The sequence below is a fragment of the Dyella sp. C9 genome, from assembly GCF_003332825.1.
Taxonomy (GTDB): Bacteria; Pseudomonadota; Gammaproteobacteria; order Xanthomonadales; family Rhodanobacteraceae; genus Dyella.
This window is the reverse complement of sequence record NZ_QIRF01000003.1, coordinates 95,462-115,373: the sequence shown is the minus strand read 5'-3', so window position 1 is coordinate 115,373 and position 19,912 is coordinate 95,462. Positions and strand designations below refer to the sequence as shown.

At 64.3% G+C, this 19,912-nt stretch carries 15 protein-coding genes; 7 read left to right on the top strand and 8 right to left on the bottom strand.

Annotated features, from left to right (window positions below):
- Positions 1 to 7 precede the first annotated feature (7 nt).
- On the bottom strand, positions 8 to 784 hold the full coding sequence (locus DVU99_RS05170; RefSeq protein ID WP_114239145.1) for an alpha/beta fold hydrolase: 777 nt from the start codon (positions 782 to 784) through the stop codon (positions 8 to 10).
- 271 nt (positions 785 to 1,055) lie between these two features.
- Between DVU99_RS05170 and DVU99_RS05165 the strand changes: the two genes are divergently transcribed.
- Entirely contained in the window at positions 1,056 to 2,546 is a 1,491-nt protein-coding gene (locus tag DVU99_RS05165; protein ID WP_114239144.1) for an HD domain-containing phosphohydrolase, read from the top strand.
- A gap of 126 nt (positions 2,547 to 2,672) precedes the next feature.
- A complete protein-coding gene (locus tag DVU99_RS05160; RefSeq protein WP_114239143.1) occupies positions 2,673 to 3,917 on the top strand; it encodes a patatin-like phospholipase family protein in 1,245 nt (414 codons plus the stop codon).
- 4 nt (positions 3,918 to 3,921) lie between these two features.
- Here DVU99_RS05160 and panE read toward each other — a convergent pair whose 3' ends face one another.
- Entirely contained in the window at positions 3,922 to 4,851 is a 930-nt protein-coding gene (gene panE / locus DVU99_RS05155; protein WP_114239142.1) for a 2-dehydropantoate 2-reductase, read from the bottom strand.
- Positions 4,852 to 5,085: 234 nt separating this feature from the next.
- Here panE and DVU99_RS05150 point away from each other — a divergent pair, with 234 nt between their 5' ends.
- Entirely contained in the window at positions 5,086 to 7,410 is a 2,325-nt protein-coding gene (locus DVU99_RS05150) for a catecholate siderophore receptor Fiu (RefSeq protein ID WP_114239141.1), read from the top strand.
- A gap of 157 nt (positions 7,411 to 7,567) precedes the next feature.
- Complete coding sequence (locus DVU99_RS05145; protein WP_114239140.1) at positions 7,568 to 8,245, top strand: Fe2+-dependent dioxygenase; 678 nt, start codon at positions 7,568 to 7,570, stop codon at positions 8,243 to 8,245.
- Between the two features lie 66 nt (positions 8,246 to 8,311).
- Here DVU99_RS05145 and DVU99_RS05140 read toward each other — a convergent pair whose 3' ends face one another.
- The 6 genes from DVU99_RS05140 to pilV (DVU99_RS05115) all read right to left on the bottom strand — a co-directional run bounded on the left by DVU99_RS05140 (position 8,312) and on the right by pilV (DVU99_RS05115) (position 17,769).
- Positions 8,312 to 8,938: a GspH/FimT family pseudopilin gene (locus DVU99_RS05140; RefSeq protein ID WP_232823461.1), complete on the bottom strand. Its 627-nt coding sequence runs from the start codon at positions 8,936 to 8,938 to the stop codon at positions 8,312 to 8,314.
- A gap of 69 nt (positions 8,939 to 9,007) precedes the next feature.
- Positions 9,008 to 9,430 carry a type IV pilin protein gene (locus tag DVU99_RS05135; protein ID WP_114239463.1) on the bottom strand — a complete coding sequence of 141 codons (423 nt, stop codon included), beginning with the start codon at positions 9,428 to 9,430 and terminating at the stop codon, positions 9,008 to 9,010.
- Positions 9,427 to 15,324 carry a hypothetical protein gene (locus tag DVU99_RS05130; protein WP_114239138.1) on the bottom strand — a complete coding sequence of 1,966 codons (5,898 nt, stop codon included), beginning with the start codon at positions 15,322 to 15,324 and terminating at the stop codon, positions 9,427 to 9,429. Before DVU99_RS05130 ends, DVU99_RS05135 begins: the two co-directional genes overlap by 4 nt.
- 10 nt (positions 15,325 to 15,334) lie before the next feature.
- Positions 15,335 to 16,081, bottom strand: coding sequence for a PilX N-terminal domain-containing pilus assembly protein (locus tag DVU99_RS05125; RefSeq protein ID WP_198670191.1), 747 nt, complete (start codon positions 16,079 to 16,081; stop codon positions 15,335 to 15,337).
- Positions 16,065 to 17,222 (bottom strand): PilW family protein, encoded by a 1,158-nt coding sequence (locus DVU99_RS05120; protein ID WP_198670190.1) that lies wholly within the window; start codon positions 17,220 to 17,222, stop codon positions 16,065 to 16,067. The genes DVU99_RS05125 and DVU99_RS05120 overlap by 17 nt, the downstream gene beginning before the upstream one ends.
- Positions 17,223 to 17,238: 16 nt before the next feature.
- Positions 17,239 to 17,769, bottom strand: a complete 531-nt coding sequence (gene pilV, locus DVU99_RS05115; RefSeq protein WP_157971355.1) for a type IV pilus modification protein PilV — start codon at positions 17,767 to 17,769, stop codon at positions 17,239 to 17,241.
- Between the two features lie 348 nt (positions 17,770 to 18,117).
- Between pilV (DVU99_RS05115) and DVU99_RS19680 the strand changes: the two genes are divergently transcribed.
- The 3 genes from DVU99_RS19680 (at position 18,118) to pilV (DVU99_RS05105) (ending at position 19,908) form a co-directional block, all read left to right on the top strand.
- Complete coding sequence (locus tag DVU99_RS19680; protein ID WP_157971354.1) at positions 18,118 to 18,669, top strand: hypothetical protein; 552 nt, start codon at positions 18,118 to 18,120, stop codon at positions 18,667 to 18,669.
- Positions 18,670 to 18,787: 118 nt separating this feature from the next.
- Positions 18,788 to 19,378 (top strand): GspH/FimT family pseudopilin, encoded by a 591-nt coding sequence (locus DVU99_RS19675; RefSeq protein ID WP_157971353.1) that lies wholly within the window; start codon positions 18,788 to 18,790, stop codon positions 19,376 to 19,378.
- The gene (gene pilV, locus DVU99_RS05105; protein WP_114239133.1) at positions 19,375 to 19,908 is read left to right on the top strand and encodes a type IV pilus modification protein PilV; all 534 of its coding nucleotides are present in this window, start codon (positions 19,375 to 19,377) and stop codon (positions 19,906 to 19,908) included. Before DVU99_RS19675 ends, pilV (DVU99_RS05105) begins: the two co-directional genes overlap by 4 nt.
- Positions 19,909 to 19,912 lie beyond the last annotated feature (4 nt).

The window sequence follows — 19,912 nt, the reverse complement described above, 5'->3', positions numbered from 1 at the left end:
ATCTCCCTTACTTCGAACCCGCAGCCACGCTGCTCGCCGCCTGCTCGATCAGCGACGCGACCACCTTGGGGTTGGACACGTAGATGGCGTGGCTGCCGCCGGTTTCCTTCACCGTGGCGTTGGCGCGCTTGGCCATGGTGCGTTGCGCGGCCACCGGGATCATGTGGTCGTCGGTGACCACCAGATACCAGCTCGGCTTGGTGCGCCAGGCTGCCTGGCTGATGGTGCCGGACAGTGCGCTCACGCCCCAGGGCACTTGCGAATCGGCCATGAACTGCTGCTTCTGCGGCGGCAGGTCACCGGCGAACGCAGCGCCGAACTTGGCGTTGTCCAGCATCAGGAAGCCATTCTGCGGCGGCAGGATGGGCGGCACCGGCGCACCCGGCGGCGGGTCCTTGAGCAGCGACTGCACCGACTCGCCGGTATCGGGCGCGAACGCCGTGACGTACACCAGTGCCTTCACGTTGGGCGCATTGCCCGACTCGGTGATCACCGCGCCGCCGTAGGAATGCCCCACCAGCACCACCGGCCCTTTCTGCCGCTCCAGCACCTGACGGGTGGCTGCCACGTCGTCGGCCAGCGAGGTCGTCGGGTTCTGCACGCTGCTCACCTCGTAACCGTCCTTCCTGAGGATGTCGTAGACACCCTCCCAGCCGGAACCGTCGACGAAACCGCCATGGACCAGCACCACTGAAGGACGAACCTCGGACGCGTGCGTCGCGCCGCCGCCCAGGGCCACTGCACTGCCGACGACGCCGGCCACCAGAAGCTTGCTCGGATTCATATGTGACGCTCCTCCAGCGCAACAGGATGCATGCGGCTGACGGCGCTGTTCGCCATCCGCATGTGGCCCATGACGTGCCTGATGGTTGGGTTGCAACCGCCTGCCATCTGTCGGGGAGAGGCTGTGCGGGCATCCGGATACCGGGGACCTACCGTGGGAACAAGCTTGCGCCGGCGCCTGGGCGCAGGGCATCGGTCAAATATCCGATGCCGGCTCCTGGCGGGATCCCCGTAGACTTTCCCGGCGCCACTGATGGGCTATAACCTTCTGAATGAGCACAACTTCCGCCGTGCCCGCCCGCGACGTGATCCGAGCCATCGCCTTCGTGGGCGACCTGGCCATGGGTCAACCGACCGATCACTCCTGGCGCACGGCCTGGCTCGCCAGGCAGCTCGCCCAGGCCACCGGTGGCAACGAGGCGCACTGCGCGCAAGCCGCCATCGTCGCCTCGCTGCGCTGGTCCGGTTGCACGGCCAATGCACACGAATTCGCGCGCGCCTTCGGAGACGACGTCGCCTTGCGCGAATCACTGCTGTCGACGCAAGACCCGGAGGGCGGCCTGAAGATCGGTGTGCAGAACCGGCCCGCCGCGTTCTTCTCGCTGTCGCGCATCCATTGCGAAGTGGCCGGCGACATCGCCGCCCTGCTCAGCCTCGACGAGGACGTGCAATACGCCTTGCGCCACCTGTTCGAGAACTACGACGGCTCCGGTGCACCGGGCGGCCTGTCGCACGACGAGGTACCGCGCTTCGTCTACCTCACCGCGATGGCCAGCGACCTGGAGATCCTGCATCGGCTGTACGGACTGGAGCGCGCGTGCGCGCTGGTGCGCCTGCGCGCGGATCGGCAATATCCCGCCGACCTGGTCGACACCGCCGTGGCGAACGCGCGCGCCTGGTTCACCGAACTGGCCACGCGCCGCACCACCGAGGACATCGATGTCCTTCGCGGCGACGCACTGGAACAAGGCGTTCCGCTCGAAGTACTGGCCGACGTCATCGACCTGAAGCTGCCGTGGATGACCGGACACTCCCGACTGGCCGCCGCGCTGGCGCGCGATGCCGCGGAACAGCTGGGGCTGGAACCTTCGGTGCAGCACCTGCTCTACCGCGCTGCGTTGATTCACGGCATGGGGCGCACCGCCATACCCAACATGATCTGGGAAACGCCCAGCGCGCTGTCGGAGTCGGCGTGGGAGCGCGTGCGCCTCGCCCCGTACTGGACATCGCGGGCCGGCCGTCTGCTGCCCTCGCTGCGCAAGGAGGCCGAGCTGGCTTCGCTGGCCTACGAGCGCTCTGACGGCTCCGGCTACTACCGCGGCCTCACGGCGGACGACGTGCCGCTCGAAGGCCGCATCCTGGCCGCGGCCGTGGCCCGGGCAGCGCTGGGCCGTCCACGGCCATGGCGCAGCGCGTACCCGGCCAACCAGGTGCGCGAACTCTTGTTCGAGGAAGCACGACAGGGACGCCTGGACGGCCCCGCCGTACGCGCCCTGTTGTCCCAAACGCCCCGCCGTTCTTCCCACCCAGCGACGCCCGCCGTGACCAAGCTCTACGTCCTCACCGATCGAGAAAAGGAAGTTCTGCGCTGCATCAGCCTGGGGGCGAGCAACAAGGCCGTCGCGCTGAAGCTGTCGATCAGCACCAGCACGGTGCGCACGCACGTCGAGAGCGTGTTCCGGAAGCTGCAGTGCACCACGCGCGCAGCGGCGATACTCAAGGCGGTACAGCTCGGCCTGCTCGACCCGGTGGAACTGCAGTAAGCCCTGCGTCGCCGCCTGCCGGGCCTTGCCACGTAGCCCGGGCCGCGGGCATGGTGGGCCCACACGGCCAGTGCACACGCGGCGTGGCCCAATCCCGGCCCCGGGCACGTGCTCTTGGGAGGATCGATGCGCCGAATCGCGCTCCTGCTATGGGTGCTGTTCCTGCTGGCCGCCTGTGGCACGGCGACGCGGCGACCGCCGCCGCCGCGGCTGATCTCCGGTGCGGTGCCCGAGGGCTACACCGACCGCGTGCGCCTGCTCGCCTCCGACGTGGAGCAGTTCACCAGGCGCTCGCCGGAGTTCTTCCAGGGCATCCGCGACGCCGCCGGCAGTGGCGACATCGACATCCTTGCCCTTTCCGGCGGAGGTGCGGGTGGCGCCTTCGGCGTGGGCGCCTTGGCCGGACTGAGCCGTGCCCACCTCCGCCCGCCATACGAACTGGTGACCGGCGTCAGCGTGGGCGCGCTGATGGCGCCGTTCGCCTACCTGGGCCCGGACTGGGATGTCGCCATGCAGCAGGCGCTGGGCGGCGATGCCACCGCGCAACTGCTGGGTTCGCCCGCACGCACGCTGTTCACGCGACTGCTGTTCCCGATGGGGCGCAACCACGGCCGCCTGTTCGCCTTGGTGGACCATTTCGTGACGCCGGAAATGATCGCCGCGGTGGCGCGGGAGAACGCCAAGGGGCGCCGCCTGGTGGTGGCCACCACCGACCTGGACAAGAGTGAAACCGTACTGTGGGACATGGGCGGCATCGCCGCGCTGGGGGGCGAAACCGCACGGCAAACCTTCCGCGACGTACTGGTGGCTTCGGCCAGCGTACCGGGCATGTTTCCGCCCGTGCTGATCCACGTGACCGACGGCGTGCATCACTACGACGAAATGCATGTCGACGGCAGCGTCACCACGCCGGTGTTCACCACGCCGCTGATCGCCGAGCTGCATCCGGAGGCGTTGTCGATGCTGCACGACGCCAACTTGTACATGATCGTCAACAGCCAGATGCACCACTTTCCGCGGGAAACGCCGCTGCAGACGCTGCCGGTGCTTACCAGCAGCTTCGGCGCCGGCCTCACCTACAAGACGCGCGAGTCGGTTGCCGAAACCATCGCCTTCAGCCGCCAGCTCAACATCCGCTTCGTGATGACGTCGATACCGGCGGACTATCCGATGAACAGCTTCATCGACTTCAACAAGAAAGACATGCTGGCGCTGTTCAACTACGCCGCCGACTGCGCCGCGCAGGGACGCCTGTGGGTGACGCCGGAACAGGGGCTGCGCCGCAACCTCATGGCGCACAGCATCACGCCCTCCGGTCCGCCGTCATGCCCCACGGAAGATCCGGCGATCACGCCACACGGGCCGCCGTGAGCACTCAGGCCTGGCCCGCGCGCCGGGCCTCGTAGGCCTTCAGGTGTGCGTAGGCGGTGCGCAGCATCAACAGCGCATCGGCCTGCGCCTCCGCACGCGCCATCAGGTCGCCCACCACGTGGTCGGCCTCGATCGGGCCGCCCTGCTCCAGGTCGCGCATCATCGAGGCACTGAGCGACGAACCCGCCTCGGTCAACACACCGCGCGCGCGCGCAAGCACAGCATCGGCGGGCTCATGCCCGTGCATCGCGGCAACGCGACGACAGTCGTCCAGCAACTGCAGGGTAGCGGCCTCGCCCCCCGGTGCCGCCACGATGTCACCGACGGGCGCACGCATCAGGCAGGTGATGCCGGCGAGCGAAGCGAGGAACACCCATTTGTCCCACATGTCCTGCAGGATGGTGGTGCTCAACCGCGGCTCGAACTTGGCGCCTTCCATGAGCTTGAGGATGCGCTGCACGCGATCGGAGCGGCTGCCGTCGCGCTCGCCGAAGGTAAGGCTGTGCGACTGGTTGAGATGACGCACCACGCCCTCGGCATCCAGCGTTGCCGCGATCACGCACTGGCCACCCAGCACGTGTTCGGCGCCGAAGCGCGCGTCGAGCAGGTCCAGGTGCCGCATGCCGTTGAGCAGCGGCAGGATCACCGTCTGTGGCCCGATCGCCGGCGCGATGTCCTCGATCACCTGCGGCAGGTGGTAAGCCTTGCAGCTCAACAGCACCAGGTCGTAGGGCCCGTCGATGGCGCCCGCCTGCACGGTGCGTGGCGACGGCAGCACGGCATCGCCCAGGCTGCTGCGGATCACCAGGCCGTTTTGCGCCAGCTGCGCCGCGCGCTTGGCTCGCACCAGGAAGGTGACGTCCTGACCACGCTCCAGCAGCCGTCCACCGAAATAGCCGCCCGTCGCTCCCGCACCCACCACTAGCACTCGCATGACCGGTACTCCTTCAAACCAGGTCGATGAGGTTAGCCCAACCGCACGGACTTCCGCGCCATCGCCTTGAACCCAAAGCGCAAAATCCTTCGCAATATCTTGCGTTTGCGAATCATTCTCATTCTAAATAGCATTTATTAAACAACCGGCCGCACCAGGGCCGGACTTCTGCCCGCCATGGCGCTTCATCGGCATGGATGCCGGGCATCCCTATCCCCTATCAATGAATGTCCCATGGCCTACATCAAGAGCCGCAAGCACCCTGTTACCCGCACCGCCCTGAGCGCAGCCACCGCCACCCTGATGACCGGCCTGGCGCTGGTCCAGCCGGCCACGGCCACCGATGCACCGTCGGACACTGCGTCCACGACGACCACCACCGATCCCAAGACGCTCTCCAGCGTGCAGGTCGATGCCAATGGCGTGCCCGACTACAAAGTCGACAAGATCGCCTCGCCCAAATTCACCCAGCCGATCCTCGCCACCACCCAGACCATCAGCGTGATCAGCAAGGACCTGTTCCTGCAGCAAGGCGCGACCACGCTGACCGAAGCCCTGCGCACCAGCCCGGGCGTGGGCACCTTCTATGTCGGCGAGAACGGTTCGACCTCCACCGGCGACGCCATCTACATGCGCGGCTTCGACACCTCCACCAGCATCTTCGTCGATGGCGTGCGCGACCTGGGCACCATCTCGCGCGACGTGTTCAACACCGAGCAGGTGGAAGTGATCAAGGGCCCGGCCAGCACCGACAACGGGCGCACCGCGCCCACCGGCGCGATCAACATGGTCAGCAAGCAGCCGGAACTCACCGACGGCGTGAGCGCCGCGTTCTCCTACGGCAGCGCCGACCAGCGACGCACCACCGCCGACTGGAACCAGACGGTGGGCGCCACCTCGGCGTTCCGCCTCAACGTGATGGGCCAGGACAGCGGCGTGCCCGGCCGCGACCAGGTGGAGAACAACCGCTGGGGCGTGGCGCCGAGCTTCGCCTTCGGCCTGGGCACCGCCACCCGCGTGTACCTGGACTACCTGCACGTGAAGCAGAACAACGTGCCCGACGGTGGCGTGCCGACCATCGGGCTGCCGGGCTATAGCAGCCCGGACCCGAAGCGCCCGTTCCTCAGCGATGCGCCGGAAGTGGATTCGTCCAACTTCTACGGCACCTCGGCCGACCATGACCGCGTGAGCGCCGACATGTTCACCACGCGCCTGGAGCACGACTTCAATGACAACCTCGCGCTGCACAACACGCTGCGCTGGGGCCGCACCGCCGAGGACTACCTGCTCACCTCGTTCATGGGCAGCGCCGCCAACCTGTTGACGCCCAACCCGCTCGATCCGTCGACCTGGACCATCGCGCGCAGCAACCCGACCTTCAAGCACTCGGTCAACCGCATCATCACCGACCAGACCAACCTCACCGCCAACTTCGACACCGGCGCCATAACGCACAACCTGAGCACCGGTATCGAGCTGACCCAGGAGAAGGCCACCACGGTGGGCTATGCCTCGATCAACGGCAAGGCATGGCCCGCGGCGAGCCTGTACGACCCGCAGTGGGATGTCGCGGTACCGCCCTACGGCCAGACCGGTGCCTATACCAACGGCAAGACCAACACCGCCTCGGCCTACGTGTTCGACACGCTGAAGTTCGGCGAGCGCTGGCAGGTCAACGCGGGCATACGCCTGGATCACTACGACACCGATTACGACAGCACTGTGCAGTGCGGTTCCAAGGGCAACCCCGCGTGCGGCACGCTGCCTACCGGCACCATCGTGCCCGGCCTCGATGTGCGCACCGGCGACAACTTGTACAACTGGAAGCTCGGCGCGCTGTACAAGCTCACCGACCACGGCACGCTCTACGCCAACTACGCGGTGTCGGCCGAACCGCCGGGTGGCGACACGCTGACCTTCAGCAGCTCCGCCAGCAGCCTCGACCAGCCGAACCTCGAACCGGAGCGCGCGCGCACCTATGAACTGGGCACCAAGTGGGAGCTGGGCGACGAACGCCTGCTGCTGACCGGGGCGCTGTACCAGACCACGGTGTCCAATGACCTCGTGCAGGATCCGATCACCCTGCTCTACTACCAGATCGGCCAGAAACGCGTGCAGGGCGTGGAGTTGAGCGCGGTGGGCAAGATCACCGAGAACTGGGCGGTCAGCGCCGGCTTCACCACCATGAATGCCAGCGTGCTCAGCGGCACGGCCGTGGCGGAAGACGGTTCCTCCGACCTCGCCTACACGCCCAAGAAGGCCTTCACCAGCTGGACCAGCTACCTGCTGCCGTTCGGCCTCACCATCGGCGGCGGTGCGCGCTACACCGGCGAAATGGAGCGCGGTACCGACTCGGCCATCGGCACGCCGGCCTACACGCAGGCCTACTGGGTGTTCGATGCGATGGCCGAATACCCCATCACCAAGAACTTCGACCTGCGTTTGAACGTGTACAACATCTTCGACAAGGACTATGTCGCAGCCATCAACAAGAGCGGCTATCGCTACACGCCTGGAGCGCCGCGCTCGGCCATGCTGACGGCGAACATCAGGTTCTAGTGGACCACTGACCGACCGTCATCCCGGCGGAGGCTGGGATCCAGCGCCGATTGATTCATGAAGATGCTGGATCCCCAGCCTCCAGCCGACGGCACCAGGCGCTGGATTCCAGCCTTCACTGGCACGACGATAGGCTGCCTCACCACGGGAACCCGCCATGCTGCTGCACATCCCCAACATCCTCGATCACGCGCAGGTCTCGCGCTTACGCGCCGAGCTGGATGCAGCCGACTGGACCGATGGCCGCGAAACCGTTGGCCCCCAAGGCGCCAAGGTCAAGCGCAACCTGCAGTTGCCCGACAGCTCCCCGCTGCGCGAGGAACTGGGGCGAGAGGTGCTCGCGGCCCTGGGGCGTCATCCGCAATACCACGCTGCCACGCTGCCGCTGCGCACGCTGATGCCGCGCTTCAACCGCTACGAAGGCGGCGGCCAGTACGGCTTCCACGTGGATGGTGCCGTCATGTCACTGCCCGGCGGCGAGCAGCTGCGCAGCGACATCTCCTGCACGCTGTTCCTCGCCGAGCCCGAAGACTACGACGGCGGCGAGCTGATCATCAGCGACACCTACGGCGAGCATGAGGTGAAGCTGCCCGCCGGGGACATCATCATCTACCCTTCCAGCAGCCTGCACCGCGTGGCGCCGGTGACACGGGGTGCGCGCATCGCCGCCTTCTTCTGGGTGCAGAGCCTGGTGCGCGACGACGCGAAGCGGCGACTGCTGTTCGAGCTGGACACCTCCATCCAGACTCTCACCCGCAGCCAGGCCTCTCCCGACGCCGTGCTGCAACTCACCGGCGTGTATCACAACCTGCTCAGGCAATGGGCCGAAAGCTGAAGGGTAACTGCGCGTGCAAAACGAAAAGGGGCCACAAGGCCCCTTCTGTTCTCCAGCCCGACGAATTCAGGTCGAACTGCAGTACGAGGTTTGCGGCGGCATCGACACTATCCGTCCTGAAGACGAGACATTGACCATCGACCCAACGATCGCGCTCGACCCCGAAGTGCCGCTGGATATCGCACATACGGTAAACGATGTCCCCGAGACCTGATTCGAGGCCCATAGCTGGCCGTACGAGTCATACGTCAAGATGCCGTTGGAATTCGCGTTGACCGTCGTCGTGGTCGGGGCCATCTGCACCCGCAGCACTGTGCCAGTCGTACTGTTGTAGTTGGTGCCTGGTCCCGACGTGGTGAACACCATCCAACCCTGGGCATAGCTGCCATCCGTCGTATCGCACGAGTTGCCGCCGGCGCTGGCCAAAGGACAAACCGAGATATAACCGTGCGTCGCCACCGCCTCGCCGCGCGCGTACTGCAGGTCGGCGATCAGGCCGTTGGCCTGCGCCACCACGCGGTTGTTCTGGATGTAGGTATGCATGGCCGGGATGGCGAATCCTATGAGGATGGCGGCCACCACCAGCGCCACCACCAGCTCGATAAGGGTGAAGCCTCGCTCCCCCAGCGTGCGCAGGGAGCGCGGTCGAATCGTCCTGTCAGCCATATCGGTCACCCAGAAACCCTTGCCCATGATCATTGCCACATGAATGCAACACCGTGCCCGTGCGGCCCGCAAGACAGGCCGGCCTACGCACGCCGCTTACTGAGAGCCCCAGCAGGTAGCGGGCGTAGCCGTGCCCGTGGTCATCTGACTTCCCGCCTGATTGATCGATAGCGTGGCGCATGCCGTGTCCTTCGCCTGGGTGCTGATCGGCACTGCCTGCGCCACGTAAGCCGTGGTACTGGCCGAGACCACGCTCACCGTATAGAACGGGCTGTACATGGTCGGAGAGCTGATACCAAGCGCGGTCGGGGACGAGGTGTAGGCACTGTTGGAAAAGAAATAGCTCTCCTCCCGCGAAGCCACATCCTGCAAGGCCCGGGTCGCGTCGGTGCGACGCCCCCGTGTCACGTACTGCCAATAACTCGGTATGGCAATGGCGGCAAGCACGGACAGGATAATCACCGTAACAAGCAGTTCAATCAGGCTGAAACCGCGGGTGGATGAGGATTTCATCTTCATTGATTGGTCGCCGGTTCACGCCAGGAAATTTCGGCATTGTTTGGAGTGGTCATGCCACTGACGTTCTGCAGGGTGGTTCCGCCACTCAGGCCAAGGGCGGCCGTCACGGTCCCGTTACCGGTATGCAACACGGGCGACGAGGCCAGACCGCTGCCGAGGCCGACGGACGTACTGACTATGCCCTTCACCGAACCGAACGACCCCGCCATGGCGACATTCGCGGTGCCCGTCAGATAGTCCATGCCATAAAGGTTGCTGGTACCCGGCACCGGCACCGGATTGCACACGGTCGAATTGGCTGCCGCGATCGCCGCCGCGCCGGGCGGGATATAGGTCGGCGTCAGCAGGATCTGTGAGTACAGGACCTGGCTGCTCACCACGCGCTCGGACGGCTGCGCCTGGGCTGCGGTGGGCGTGCCGCCCGTCGTCGAGGGCAACACTCCCGGCGTCAACGCATAACTCCAGCCGTTGTACAGGTAGCACTGGTAGTTCGCATCGGTTGCCGTGGTGTCCACCGAGGTCAACGCGGTCGTCAGCTGATTGATGTCGGTCACGCTCGAGGCGTTGGACAGTCCGCTTCCCGTTCCCACGGTGATCGTCCCGGTGGTTCCCAGGGTCGTCGTGGATGCGTTGAACAACGAGCTCGTGCTGACGGGCAGGGTCACGCAATTGGCCGGAAGCCCGGTCATCAGGCTCACGTCAGCGACGCCGTAGATGTACTGCTGCTGAGTACCCTGCAGCGAACTGCCACTGTCATCGTCCTGCGTATAGGAGCGGCCCGTACCGAAATAGATCATCGGACGCCCGGAGCTGTCGGTCGCCAACGTCGGCCGGATCGTCACCGGCTGGCCGTTGTTGATCACCAACTTCAATGCCCAGGTACTCGGGTCACTGACATCGGGCGTGCTCGGCTGGCCCTTGAGCGTGGTAGGTCCGGTGTTCATGTCCAGCTTGTACAGCGCCCCCGAGAAGGGTGTCTTGTCGGTATAGGTGCCGTTGGTGGTGGTCGTCGTCGGATTGGTCACCACGCCGAAGTACACCGCCTCGTCGCTGAAGTTCAGGTTGAAGTCCGACGCGACCATGTCACCGGCAAAGCTGTTGGCGGGTCCAGTGAGCGTCGTTACCGGCGTGCTGGTGCCCTTGACCATCTGCGCAAGGTCATAGACAGACACGCTGAGGTTGCCACCGCAGGGCGCCTGGACCACCTTGTTGCCGGCCGTCTGCGTGGTGCCGCACCACAGGACATTGTTCGGGATGCCCGTCGAGTTCGTGCTGGGGATCGGGCCGCCATCGTCACCGGGGCCCGAGCCGATCGCGAGCAGGAAGTGCGTCACGCCGTCCGACTCGCGGTGCGCCACGAACGACGGTGCCGACGTGGTGAACGTGCCCGTGGTATAGGTGGATGTGGTGGCGTTGAAGGCCGCCGTGGTGATCTCGCCCAGCACCGTGGGCGGCTGCTCAGGATCGGTCACGTCCAGCACCACATAGGCAGGATTGGATGTCTGCAGGTTGGCTGTGGCGTTGTTGTCGCTACCGACCGTGTCCACCTGGATGTAGCCGCCGCCAAGGCGGAACGGCACAACGATCACCGTACCCCAGCCGCAGACATGCCCGGACGCATCGATATCCGCCGCCGCAGCCTGGCCGGCCTGGCACGACGTGCTCGAACCGGTACCCCACAACTGCACGTCGCTGGCCACGGGTGAACCATCGACATAGAACACGTGGGTATAGTTCTTGTCGGCCATCCAGCGTAGATGAGGCAACAGGTTGCCCGGGATGAACGCCCATACCTCCTGGCCCAGTGTCCAGTTGTTGCCGTAGGTGTGATTGGTGTCACCGGAGCTCAGGCCCAGCCCCGACGGCAGCTGGCGATAAACCGTCGGGTCGGCATTGCCTGTCGAGCTTCCCCCCACCGTCGCCACGGTCTGGGACGGAACGTAGAAGCCGCCGTTGAATGCGTGCAGCATGCCGTCGTTGCCGCCGACGTACACCATCTGGCGGCGATTGGAGTAGTTCAGACGGAAGGCGCCGTAGCTGGCGCTGTTGTACAGCGTGTCGTAGGACTCCGCCGGCGTACCCACGATCATCGGCGACGAGTCGATGATGTCACCCAGGCGGAAGGTGTTGGCGCTGGTACTCGACACCGTCGTGCGACTGCGATAGTCCGGCGACTCCACGCCGCGCACCCAGTTGACCAGCTCCTTGGCGAGAGTGGGGCTCTGCTCGTTCAGCAGACTGTAGTTGCCGGAACGCACTTTATTGGCAGTGCTGTAGGTCCCGCAGAACCCAGCCTGCGCCCCCGGCGTATAGACGCCAGTGGAACTGCAGCTGCTGTCGTTCCACACGAAGTCGGTCTGGATACCATTGGTGATCGTGCCCGTGGCGTTGCCGCCATTCGGCGCCCAATTACCGGACGACACGGTGGGAAGATAGGTGAAGATGTAGCGACTACCTACGCCGCTCCCACTTCCGGAATCGGCGGTGTAGCTGCGTTGTACGGACACGTTTGTGATGGCCGACTGCCCCGCTGTGGTGGTCGGGTCGTAATAGGCGTTCAACAAGGTATCCGCATCCCAGGCCGGGACCAGCGGATTGGAAACAGCATTCACCTCCGTACAGGCGCTATTGCCCACCGGGGTGAACCCACCGGCCTGCAACGCCTGCAGCAGTGCGGTCGAGGCTTTGCACCGGTACTGCGCCATGGCGCCAGGCAACGCACCCTGAGAGGAATCCGGCCCGTTGACGACGTAGTTAGCGCTGGCGTCCAGCTCTTCATTGCCGGTCTGGCTCATCGTGCCTTCGCGCTGATAGCCGTTAGCATCCGTCCACAACGCCAGCAAGTCGCCGGTCCAGTTGATGCCGTTGCGCTGCATGTAGTACTGGACCTGGTAGGCCAGGCCGTTGCCCTGCACGTCATTGCTCGACGAAGGCGTGGTAGCGTTGCCGAAGTTGTTGGCCGCCAGCGAGGTGATCGACTGGAACACCGAGTCCAGCTGCGCCTTCAACTGGCCCGCATTGCGGGCGAAGAAGTAGTTGGAAGGGTCCTGCCCGGCCGGCAGCGAAGGCAGCGTACCGGTGAAGCCGCTGTACTTGGCACCGTACCAGAGAGGCGTTTGCAGGGGTTGCACCGGTGACGTGGTGCCCAGCGTGTAATGATCGACAACGGGAGCGCTCTTGCAGTCGCCGGGATAATTGGAGAACCCCGCAAGAACGCCGCCCATGAGATTGCAGTTGAATGCGGCACCGTTCTGCGTGGCGCTGCTCGAGCCACCGCCATTGGACATGAACATTTCATGCAGGCCGTCCGTCGTGCCCGTACCACTGATCTCGTAACCGACAAACATGTCGCCCGAACTGTAGGCCACGAGCTGGTTGCGGATCACCACGTCATTGGCCCCAGGCGTGAATGATAGGGTGCCATTGGCATTGCACGCCTGGCTGCTGGTCGTCGTCGAATAGGTGGTCGTCGAGGTCTTGGACGATATGGAGCCGTTGAACACCGCCGGGTCGCAGATGGCCACCGCGCCGCTCGCCGTATTCACGACAGAGGGCATGTTGCAGCTGGCGCCGACGCAATAGGAAATGAGGTTGTTGGCGTCCTGGTCGTGGTCCGAGCCGTACTGCGAATCTTCCCAGACAAAATAGAAGCTGCCCACGTTCGGATAGGCCGTGGTGGGTATCAAGCCGTAGGTATTCCACCCTGTCTTCGTGGCGCTCAGGTTGTAATCGCTCTGCGCGCCGATCTGCACACTGCCAATGAAGCACGTCGTGTAATTCGTGCCGTCCGCACTCGCGCGGCAACTCGGCGCCAGCGAAATGGTGCCGCTCGTTCCAACCGGAATGCTGAATGAGGGCAGGTTGTCCGACAAGGCCACGGCGAAGGTCTTGATCTGGAAAGTGCCAGGTACATGCCCATCGGTGCGGATAGGTGCGAGACCAGATGCATTCCATGCACCAAGGCTAAGCCCCGCGAACAGATAACCGCCCTGTTGGCCCGGAGCGCCATTACAGATGCCGACCAGTGAATTGAGGCTGCTGAGCGCAGCTGACGAACAGGCGGCCACGTCGCTGGTCGTAGCTCCACCCACGGTAAGCGTGCCCGTATCGGTACCGCCCGTGTAGTAGGTGGAAAGCAAGTAGTTGCCACTCAGCGCCTCGCCCTGCTGGATGCTGCTCATCAGGGTCGACAAGTTGCTGCTGAGATTGTTGACGGTCGGCAGCGTCTGGGTGCCTGGCGCATCGAATGTGTTAAGGCCACTGCTGATCAGCACGATCGAGCAGGCCGCGCATTCTGCATTGCGTTGCGTCGACGAGCCGGCCGGCGTGCCATACGGGTCCACCCATGCGGGGTTGGGCAGAGGCCCCGTGGTATCCGCCGTTGAAGGTGTCGACTGGCCCTGGATGTACTGCAAGGCCGTTGCGTAGACCGCTGCGATCGGATTGCCAAAATCCGGGCACATGGTCGTTGTCTTCAGCAGCTGGTAACCGCGTGCGCCCCAGGGATTGCTGGGCCCATAGCAACCCGTCGACGACGGGCTGTCACCGTAGTCGTAATAGCCACCATCCGAGCCCGAGGACTCGTACTGCCAACCCGTGATCTGAAAGCGGTCGATCGAGTAGACGATGCCCTCGGATGGCGTCTGAGCGAGCTCCTTGTAGCAGAACTGGCCGGTATTGCTGTCGAACTCGTCGTCGTCGCCAGCGCCGGTGCTGTCAGTTTGGCAATAGGTGGTGTTGCCGCCATTGCCAGCGAGCATGCCCACATTGCGCCTCAGCTGGCCCGGCCCGCGTGCGTTGACTGCCGATGCCGTCACCAGGCCAAAATGCTTTTCGTAAGCATCGCCCTTGCTGTATTTCTGCAACAGGCCCTCGGGCTTCATGGTTCCGGTGTTTTCGAGCACGCAGAACGACTCGATCGGCGTCGATGACGACCCGCTGGACGTCTGGCAAACCTGCACACGGGCCACATAGTCCGTGATCGTACCGCTGGGTTTGGCACTGTCCACGTTATTGCCATCGGCATTACCGGTACGGTTGAAGCACTGCACCTTTGCATTGGCCGCCCAGTCGTTCCATGCGCCTGACGCCGTACGGATGAACGGCGTGCTCTGGACACCGGACAGTGACGTGCCGAAGCTACCCCACTTGCCGGTAGAGCTGATGTTGCCATTCGAGGCGGTAGCGGCCGTCATCGAGGTCGCCGACACTGAGCCGCCTGAGGTATTGCAGAACGTGGTGGTCCCGGAGAACGGTGCCAGGTTGGCGATATCGCTGCCGCTATAGACCTTGGCCCAGGAGTGCAGGTCCACCGGGATCTCGGCGCGCTCAAGGACCGTCGCAGTAGCCGTGTCGATCTGGCGCATGCCGCCATAGAGCGTCCAACGCACGATGTCCAGGCGACTCATCGCGAGCCAGTTCAGGAAGTTGCCACTCCAGTAACTCTGCCCGGACGGACATTCGTGGATGTTGACGCTCACGCTGACAGCTGCATAGAACCCCGTTCCGCCGGCCGGCATGGTGCCATAGGAGTAACAGATGTTCGGGTCGAAATAGCCGTTGTAGGTGAACGAGTCGAGGTAGGTCGTGTCCAGCGTGCCGTCGTTGTTCAGATCGGTGTAGTCGGAGTACGCCTTGTTGAACAGCTGCTCGTCGCGCGACATCACCAGCATGATGATCGGCGGCACGTCCGGCGCGCTCAAGGAATTGATGCCGGCGGGATAGGCCGTGTAATTGGTCATCGTGAAGTTGGCATTCACGGTCGTCGAGATCGGCCCTGTCGGGACGGTCGCCGTCGTCGTTGCGGCGCCGACCGTCCAGACGGCAAAGGCGCTCAGCAGCAGCAGAGGCAGCGCCAGCAACCATCCACGCAGGGGAAATCCGGACTTGGTCACGCGGGTGTCCTCAATTCACGATATTCAGTCGATACTGCGCGGTGGTCACGGCCTGGCTGGTACCTGCCACGACGGAGCTGCTGCGGATCTGCAACATCAGCAGGGCGCCACCACGGGCACTTCCCACGCCGATGCTCGCGTAGCCCTGCTGGGCCGCGGCGCCAGATCCGGCGTTGGTCGATACGCCGTCGCGCACGATGGCCACGGCATTCACCACCTGCAGGTTGGCCGAGGCGCAGGGCGCAGGCGAGCCGTCGGTGCAGGTATCCATGATGAAGGTGGTCGCCCACTGTGACGGGGTGTAGTTGTAGGCGTCGGTCTGCCCGGGAATGCAGGGCACGTTGAGAATGAAGTTCGCCAACGCGCCGTTGCAGGAGGTCTGCAGTCCGGTGGATCCGTTCGGCTTGAGCTGATTGAGCCAGTTGGGCCGGTTGAGAAACGTGCTGCTTAGCTGGTACTGCGCGTCAGGAATGGTGCCGCCCCAACTCTCCGGCCAGCCGTGGTAGTAGCCGTAAGCAGTCAACAGCGCCTCCGGAACTTCGCGAGCCGCCTCGGATGATTCAAATGCCTGCTGATGAGTGGCCGTGGACGAGGTCACACGCATGTCCAGCAGGGTGCTGCGCATGGCCACCAGCGCCACCAGGGTGAGCACGAGCAACAGCATCATGCCCATGAACAGCGCCACGCCGCGCTGGCCCCGATCGACCGACTTGCCGCGCATGGCCGTGCAGGCATCCTTGTTATTGAGCATTCGCATAACCCAGCTCCTGCGCCTGATTGCGCAACTGCACGATGAACGACTGCGCGACACGGGTGAACTGCCAAGGCTTGTCGCCATAAGGCGTGAAGTTCGGGCACCCGGTAGTGGTGGGAGCACTGCCTACGTTGATGGTGTACGTGCACGTACCCAAGGTGCCCAAGGTGATGAGCTGCCCATGCGGCACCTTGAGATCGCGGCTCGGATTGACCGCCACGATGGACACCCGCACCGACACCACCCTGCCCCACAGGCCACCATTGGTGACCTCGGTGGCGGTTTCATAGGTTGGCGTCAGCTGGGCTCCGGTTGTATCCGTCACCACGCCATATTCGAAATTGAGCTGTTCGATGCCGTCCACCACAGGCTGCGCGCTCAGTGTTCCATTGGCCTGCAGCGACAGGCGCATCAGGGTGGGCAGCGGCATGCCATTGTCGGCGCTGGCCGAACACGTACTGCCACTGGCATACACGTCGCAGGGCTGCAGGTAGTACATCTCCACGTGATACTGGTAGGCGTAACGATGCAGGCCGGGAATATCCGTGGTCGGCGGCGTCCCGGCGAACAACTGGGCGGACGAAGCCGGCACGCTCAGCACGAACACTTCGCTCGGATTGCCGCTGATCGTGCTGGACTCGGCCGGCGCAAAACCCGAGACCGCCGGTCCCGGCGGCAGCATCTGGGGATCGGCGTAGCGCACCACCAGCACGGGCGACTGCGGCACGTAGTTGGCGGCACCGCCGATGCAGGTAGCGTCGAACGGGAACGTCGCCGCGCCGTCATAGCCGAAAACGCCACCGCCGCCGGTCGTACCCGGGTCCACCGCCGTGGCCCAGGCGCCATTGCATTTGCCCAGCGCAGTGATCGCCGACGGGGCCGAAGATCCCACCGTCAGGTTGTTGGCACTGATGGAGTCGCCACCCCAGAAGTTCGACATCCGCAGAGCCCAGCCCAGGCGGTCCGAAGCGAAGCGCATGTTGTCCTGCAGGTAGTTGTCGCCGGACTGCACCTGGAACGACTGCTTGCTCGAGATGAACAGGCTGACCATGCCGGCGACGACAATGGAGCCGAGCACCATCGTCACCATCAGTTCGATCATGGAGAAACCGCGCGAGCGGCCGTAGGGTGAGGATTCACGCATGGGGCGGCGCACCGGGTCAGGGCTGGTAATCGAATTGATAGGAGTCGTCCGAAGTCGCGCCATCGGACCCGGGGATCATCCCGTCCCAACGCGTTGCGATGGTCAGCGCGCCCGATTGCTGGTTCACGACGACTTGCGCGCGCAGGGCCCCGCTGGCGGTAGGAGCGGCCGTATTGGCATTGAGTACGGCCAGCCAGTTGAGCAGGTCGTTCTTCGCCTGCACGCAGGCCACGTTATCGCTGCCGCATGCTGCGGGATCCGGCGCATCCGTACCGTCATACAGGTAGTAGCTGCCGGAGAGATTCCCATTGAGTGCACCAATAGCCGATTCGGTAGCCACCCCATAAACACCGTTGGGATTCGCCCGCATGGCATCGGCCAGGGAGCGCGTCTGCTCGATGGCGGTCGTGCGCGAGCCGGACTGCTTGGTGAACTGCATGCCCTTCAGCTGCAGGAGCGCCACGCCCAGCACACCCAGGCTGAAAATCACGATCGAGACCAATACCTCGATGAGCGAGTCGCCTCGCTGATGCGATCCGGTGCGCATGAGCCCCCCCCCAATTTCCTGCGCCAAATCTAGTCGAGACGATTGCGATAGCGGCGCCCGCCTCGACGGAAGGCAAGAACTTTCCGACAAACGGCTAGGAAATCGCAGCATCAGTGATGCCCATCACACCGCAAACCCGGTCTGGCCGGGCTCCAGAGGCTACCGGCCCGGGGAGCTTCGTATCGCCCCTCCTTGCGCCCAAGGCGTTCATAGCGGGTAACTCTGCGGAAAGCGTCCCTTGCCATAGGCACCGTACGGGGGCGCTTCCACGCGATGTCGGATCGCCGACAGCGCCGCTACCCGCCCCGTATCGCACGTCCCTGCGCATAGGCAGCGTTGCCAGCGATCATGCAGCTCGGCCTGTTGCACAACGCCCGCGCAGACGTGATCCACGGCACAAATCGCGATGGTGCCGGCGACCCAAAGGCCTGCAACCAGCTTGCATGCCTTGCACATGCGAGCGCCGTGTTCGCGACAGCTTTCGCCATCTCCCCCGGAAATTCCTGTACCAATCGCATGTGCATCCGCAGCCAAACGTGCATTCGCGTCAACTACGCACGAGCACGGACCCAAGCCCGGCCAAAGACGCCCTGGCATTCCATCATCTCGCGGACAGCCATCCAAACGCCGGGAGACCGGCATGCGCCGTGCGCGGAGTCGACCTCTCGCTTGCCCACGACGAAAGCAACTACGGCGCGCGCTCGCATGGATGCACCGGCAGAACACTTCGATGTGCATGGAAATTACTGCAAAAGATCCTTGCGACGAAAGAAATCTGCACAAGCAATTGATATTTTTTCTTGTAAATTCAATTACTTGCGACAGACGAGCGGCATCTTTTATCCGACCAACGGTAGTTCCATCGCGCGCCTGCTTGTCAACAATGTTCACGCAGGCTGATGCACATGGGAGCTGTCGCCAGGAGCGACGCCAGGGATCGCAGCAAAGGAGAACGCGCAAACGTGCCGGACTGGATCCGGTACCCGACAAGAACGATAGAAGCCAGACAGGGGAAACGATGCTTATGCGTCGCACGCGGGCCGGAGGTTATGGCGTCATCGAGATGCTGGTGGTGCTCGTCATCGCCGCCATCATTCTCGCCTATGCCGTGCCGGCCTATAAAAGCCTGATCACGCAGAACCGCATGGGCGGCGAGATCAACGACCTGCAGGGCGACCTGGAGCTGAGCCGCTCTTCCGCGATCAAGCAGGGTGTGCCGGTGGTGATCTGCCCATCGTCCAACCCCACTGCCACCACACCCAGCTGCAGTGGCAGCACCAGTTGGCAGAGCGGCTGGATCGTATTCACCGACATTGGCCAGAACCAGACCTACGCCGCCGATTCCGGCGACACGCTGCTGCACGTGCACAGCCCACTGCAACTGGACGACACCCTCACCGGCAGCGTCAGCGAGACGGCGAACGGAGCCTTCGGGGGGACCCTCACCTATCTCTCGTTCAACCGCATGGGCGCGCCGTCACTCGCCACGCCGTCCAAATACGCAGCGCTCAGCGTGCATGACGCCAACAGCACCGTGGGTTGGTATCGCTGCGTGATCGTATCGATCGTTGGTACCACCACGCTCCAACCCCCGGGGAGTTGCCCATGAACCGCCCATTCGCATCCCCGCCGCGCGGCTTCACCCTGCTCGAGGTGCTGGTCGCCCTGGTCATCATCTCCCTGGGCTTGCTGGGGATAGCCGCGATGCAGGCATCGGCCATCGTCAACACGCACGCGTCGCAGACGGAATCGGTGGTATCGATCGAGGCCCGTAGCCTCGCCGATGCCATGCAGGCCAATTTCAACTATTGGAAGAATGGCAGCTTTCCCGCCACCATTGCCGTGGCCAGCTCGACGCTGAGCGACGCCACGCTCGAAGGCATCAGCACCAACTGCACGCAGACCGCCTGCAAGCCCCAGGAACTGGCGGCTTACGACCTCAAGCAATGGGGCACTCAGCTGCAAAGCCAGGTGCCCGGCGCCACGGCGAACATCACCTGCCAGATCGCCTCGCCCGACGAGTGCACCATCCAGATCACCTGGCAGCCCAAGACCACGGTGGCCATCAGCAAGGGCACGCAAAGCTCCGTGCCCGCGACACCTACCACCGTGTCCTACACCCTGGTGAACCAGTTCTGACCAC

What these genes read in the sequence shown, in the direction of transcription:
- DVU99_RS05145 (WP_114239140.1), top strand. Translation starts at nt 7,568, where the DNA reads ATGCTGCTGCACATCCCCAACATCCTCGATCACGCGCAGGTCTCGCGC.
- DVU99_RS05160 (WP_114239143.1), top strand. Translation starts at nt 2,673, where the DNA reads ATGCGCCGAATCGCGCTCCTGCTATGGGTGCTGTTCCTGCTGGCCGCC.
- DVU99_RS19680 (WP_157971354.1), top strand. Translation starts at nt 18,118, where the DNA reads ATGCAGCTCGGCCTGTTGCACAACGCCCGCGCAGACGTGATCCACGGC.
- DVU99_RS19675 (WP_157971353.1), top strand. Translation starts at nt 18,788, where the DNA reads ATGCTTATGCGTCGCACGCGGGCCGGAGGTTATGGCGTCATCGAGATG.
- DVU99_RS05165 (WP_114239144.1), top strand. Translation starts at nt 1,056, where the DNA reads ATGAGCACAACTTCCGCCGTGCCCGCCCGCGACGTGATCCGAGCCATC.
- DVU99_RS05140 (WP_232823461.1), bottom strand. Translation starts at nt 8,938, where the DNA reads ATGGGCAAGGGTTTCTGGGTGACCGATATGGCTGACAGGACGATTCGA.
- panE (WP_114239142.1), bottom strand. Translation starts at nt 4,851, where the DNA reads ATGCGAGTGCTAGTGGTGGGTGCGGGAGCGACGGGCGGCTATTTCGGT.
- DVU99_RS05125 (WP_198670191.1), bottom strand. Translation starts at nt 16,081, where the DNA reads ATGCGAATGCTCAATAACAAGGATGCCTGCACGGCCATGCGCGGCAAG.
- DVU99_RS05170 (WP_114239145.1), bottom strand. Translation starts at nt 784, where the DNA reads ATGAATCCGAGCAAGCTTCTGGTGGCCGGCGTCGTCGGCAGTGCAGTG.
- DVU99_RS05150 (WP_114239141.1), top strand. Translation starts at nt 5,086, where the DNA reads ATGGCCTACATCAAGAGCCGCAAGCACCCTGTTACCCGCACCGCCCTG.
- DVU99_RS05120 (WP_198670190.1), bottom strand. Translation starts at nt 17,222, where the DNA reads ATGCGTGAATCCTCACCCTACGGCCGCTCGCGCGGTTTCTCCATGATC.
- pilV (WP_114239133.1), top strand. Translation starts at nt 19,375, where the DNA reads ATGAACCGCCCATTCGCATCCCCGCCGCGCGGCTTCACCCTGCTCGAG.
- pilV (WP_157971355.1), bottom strand. Translation starts at nt 17,769, where the DNA reads ATGCGCACCGGATCGCATCAGCGAGGCGACTCGCTCATCGAGGTATTG.
- DVU99_RS05135 (WP_114239463.1), bottom strand. Translation starts at nt 9,430, where the DNA reads ATGAAGATGAAATCCTCATCCACCCGCGGTTTCAGCCTGATTGAACTG.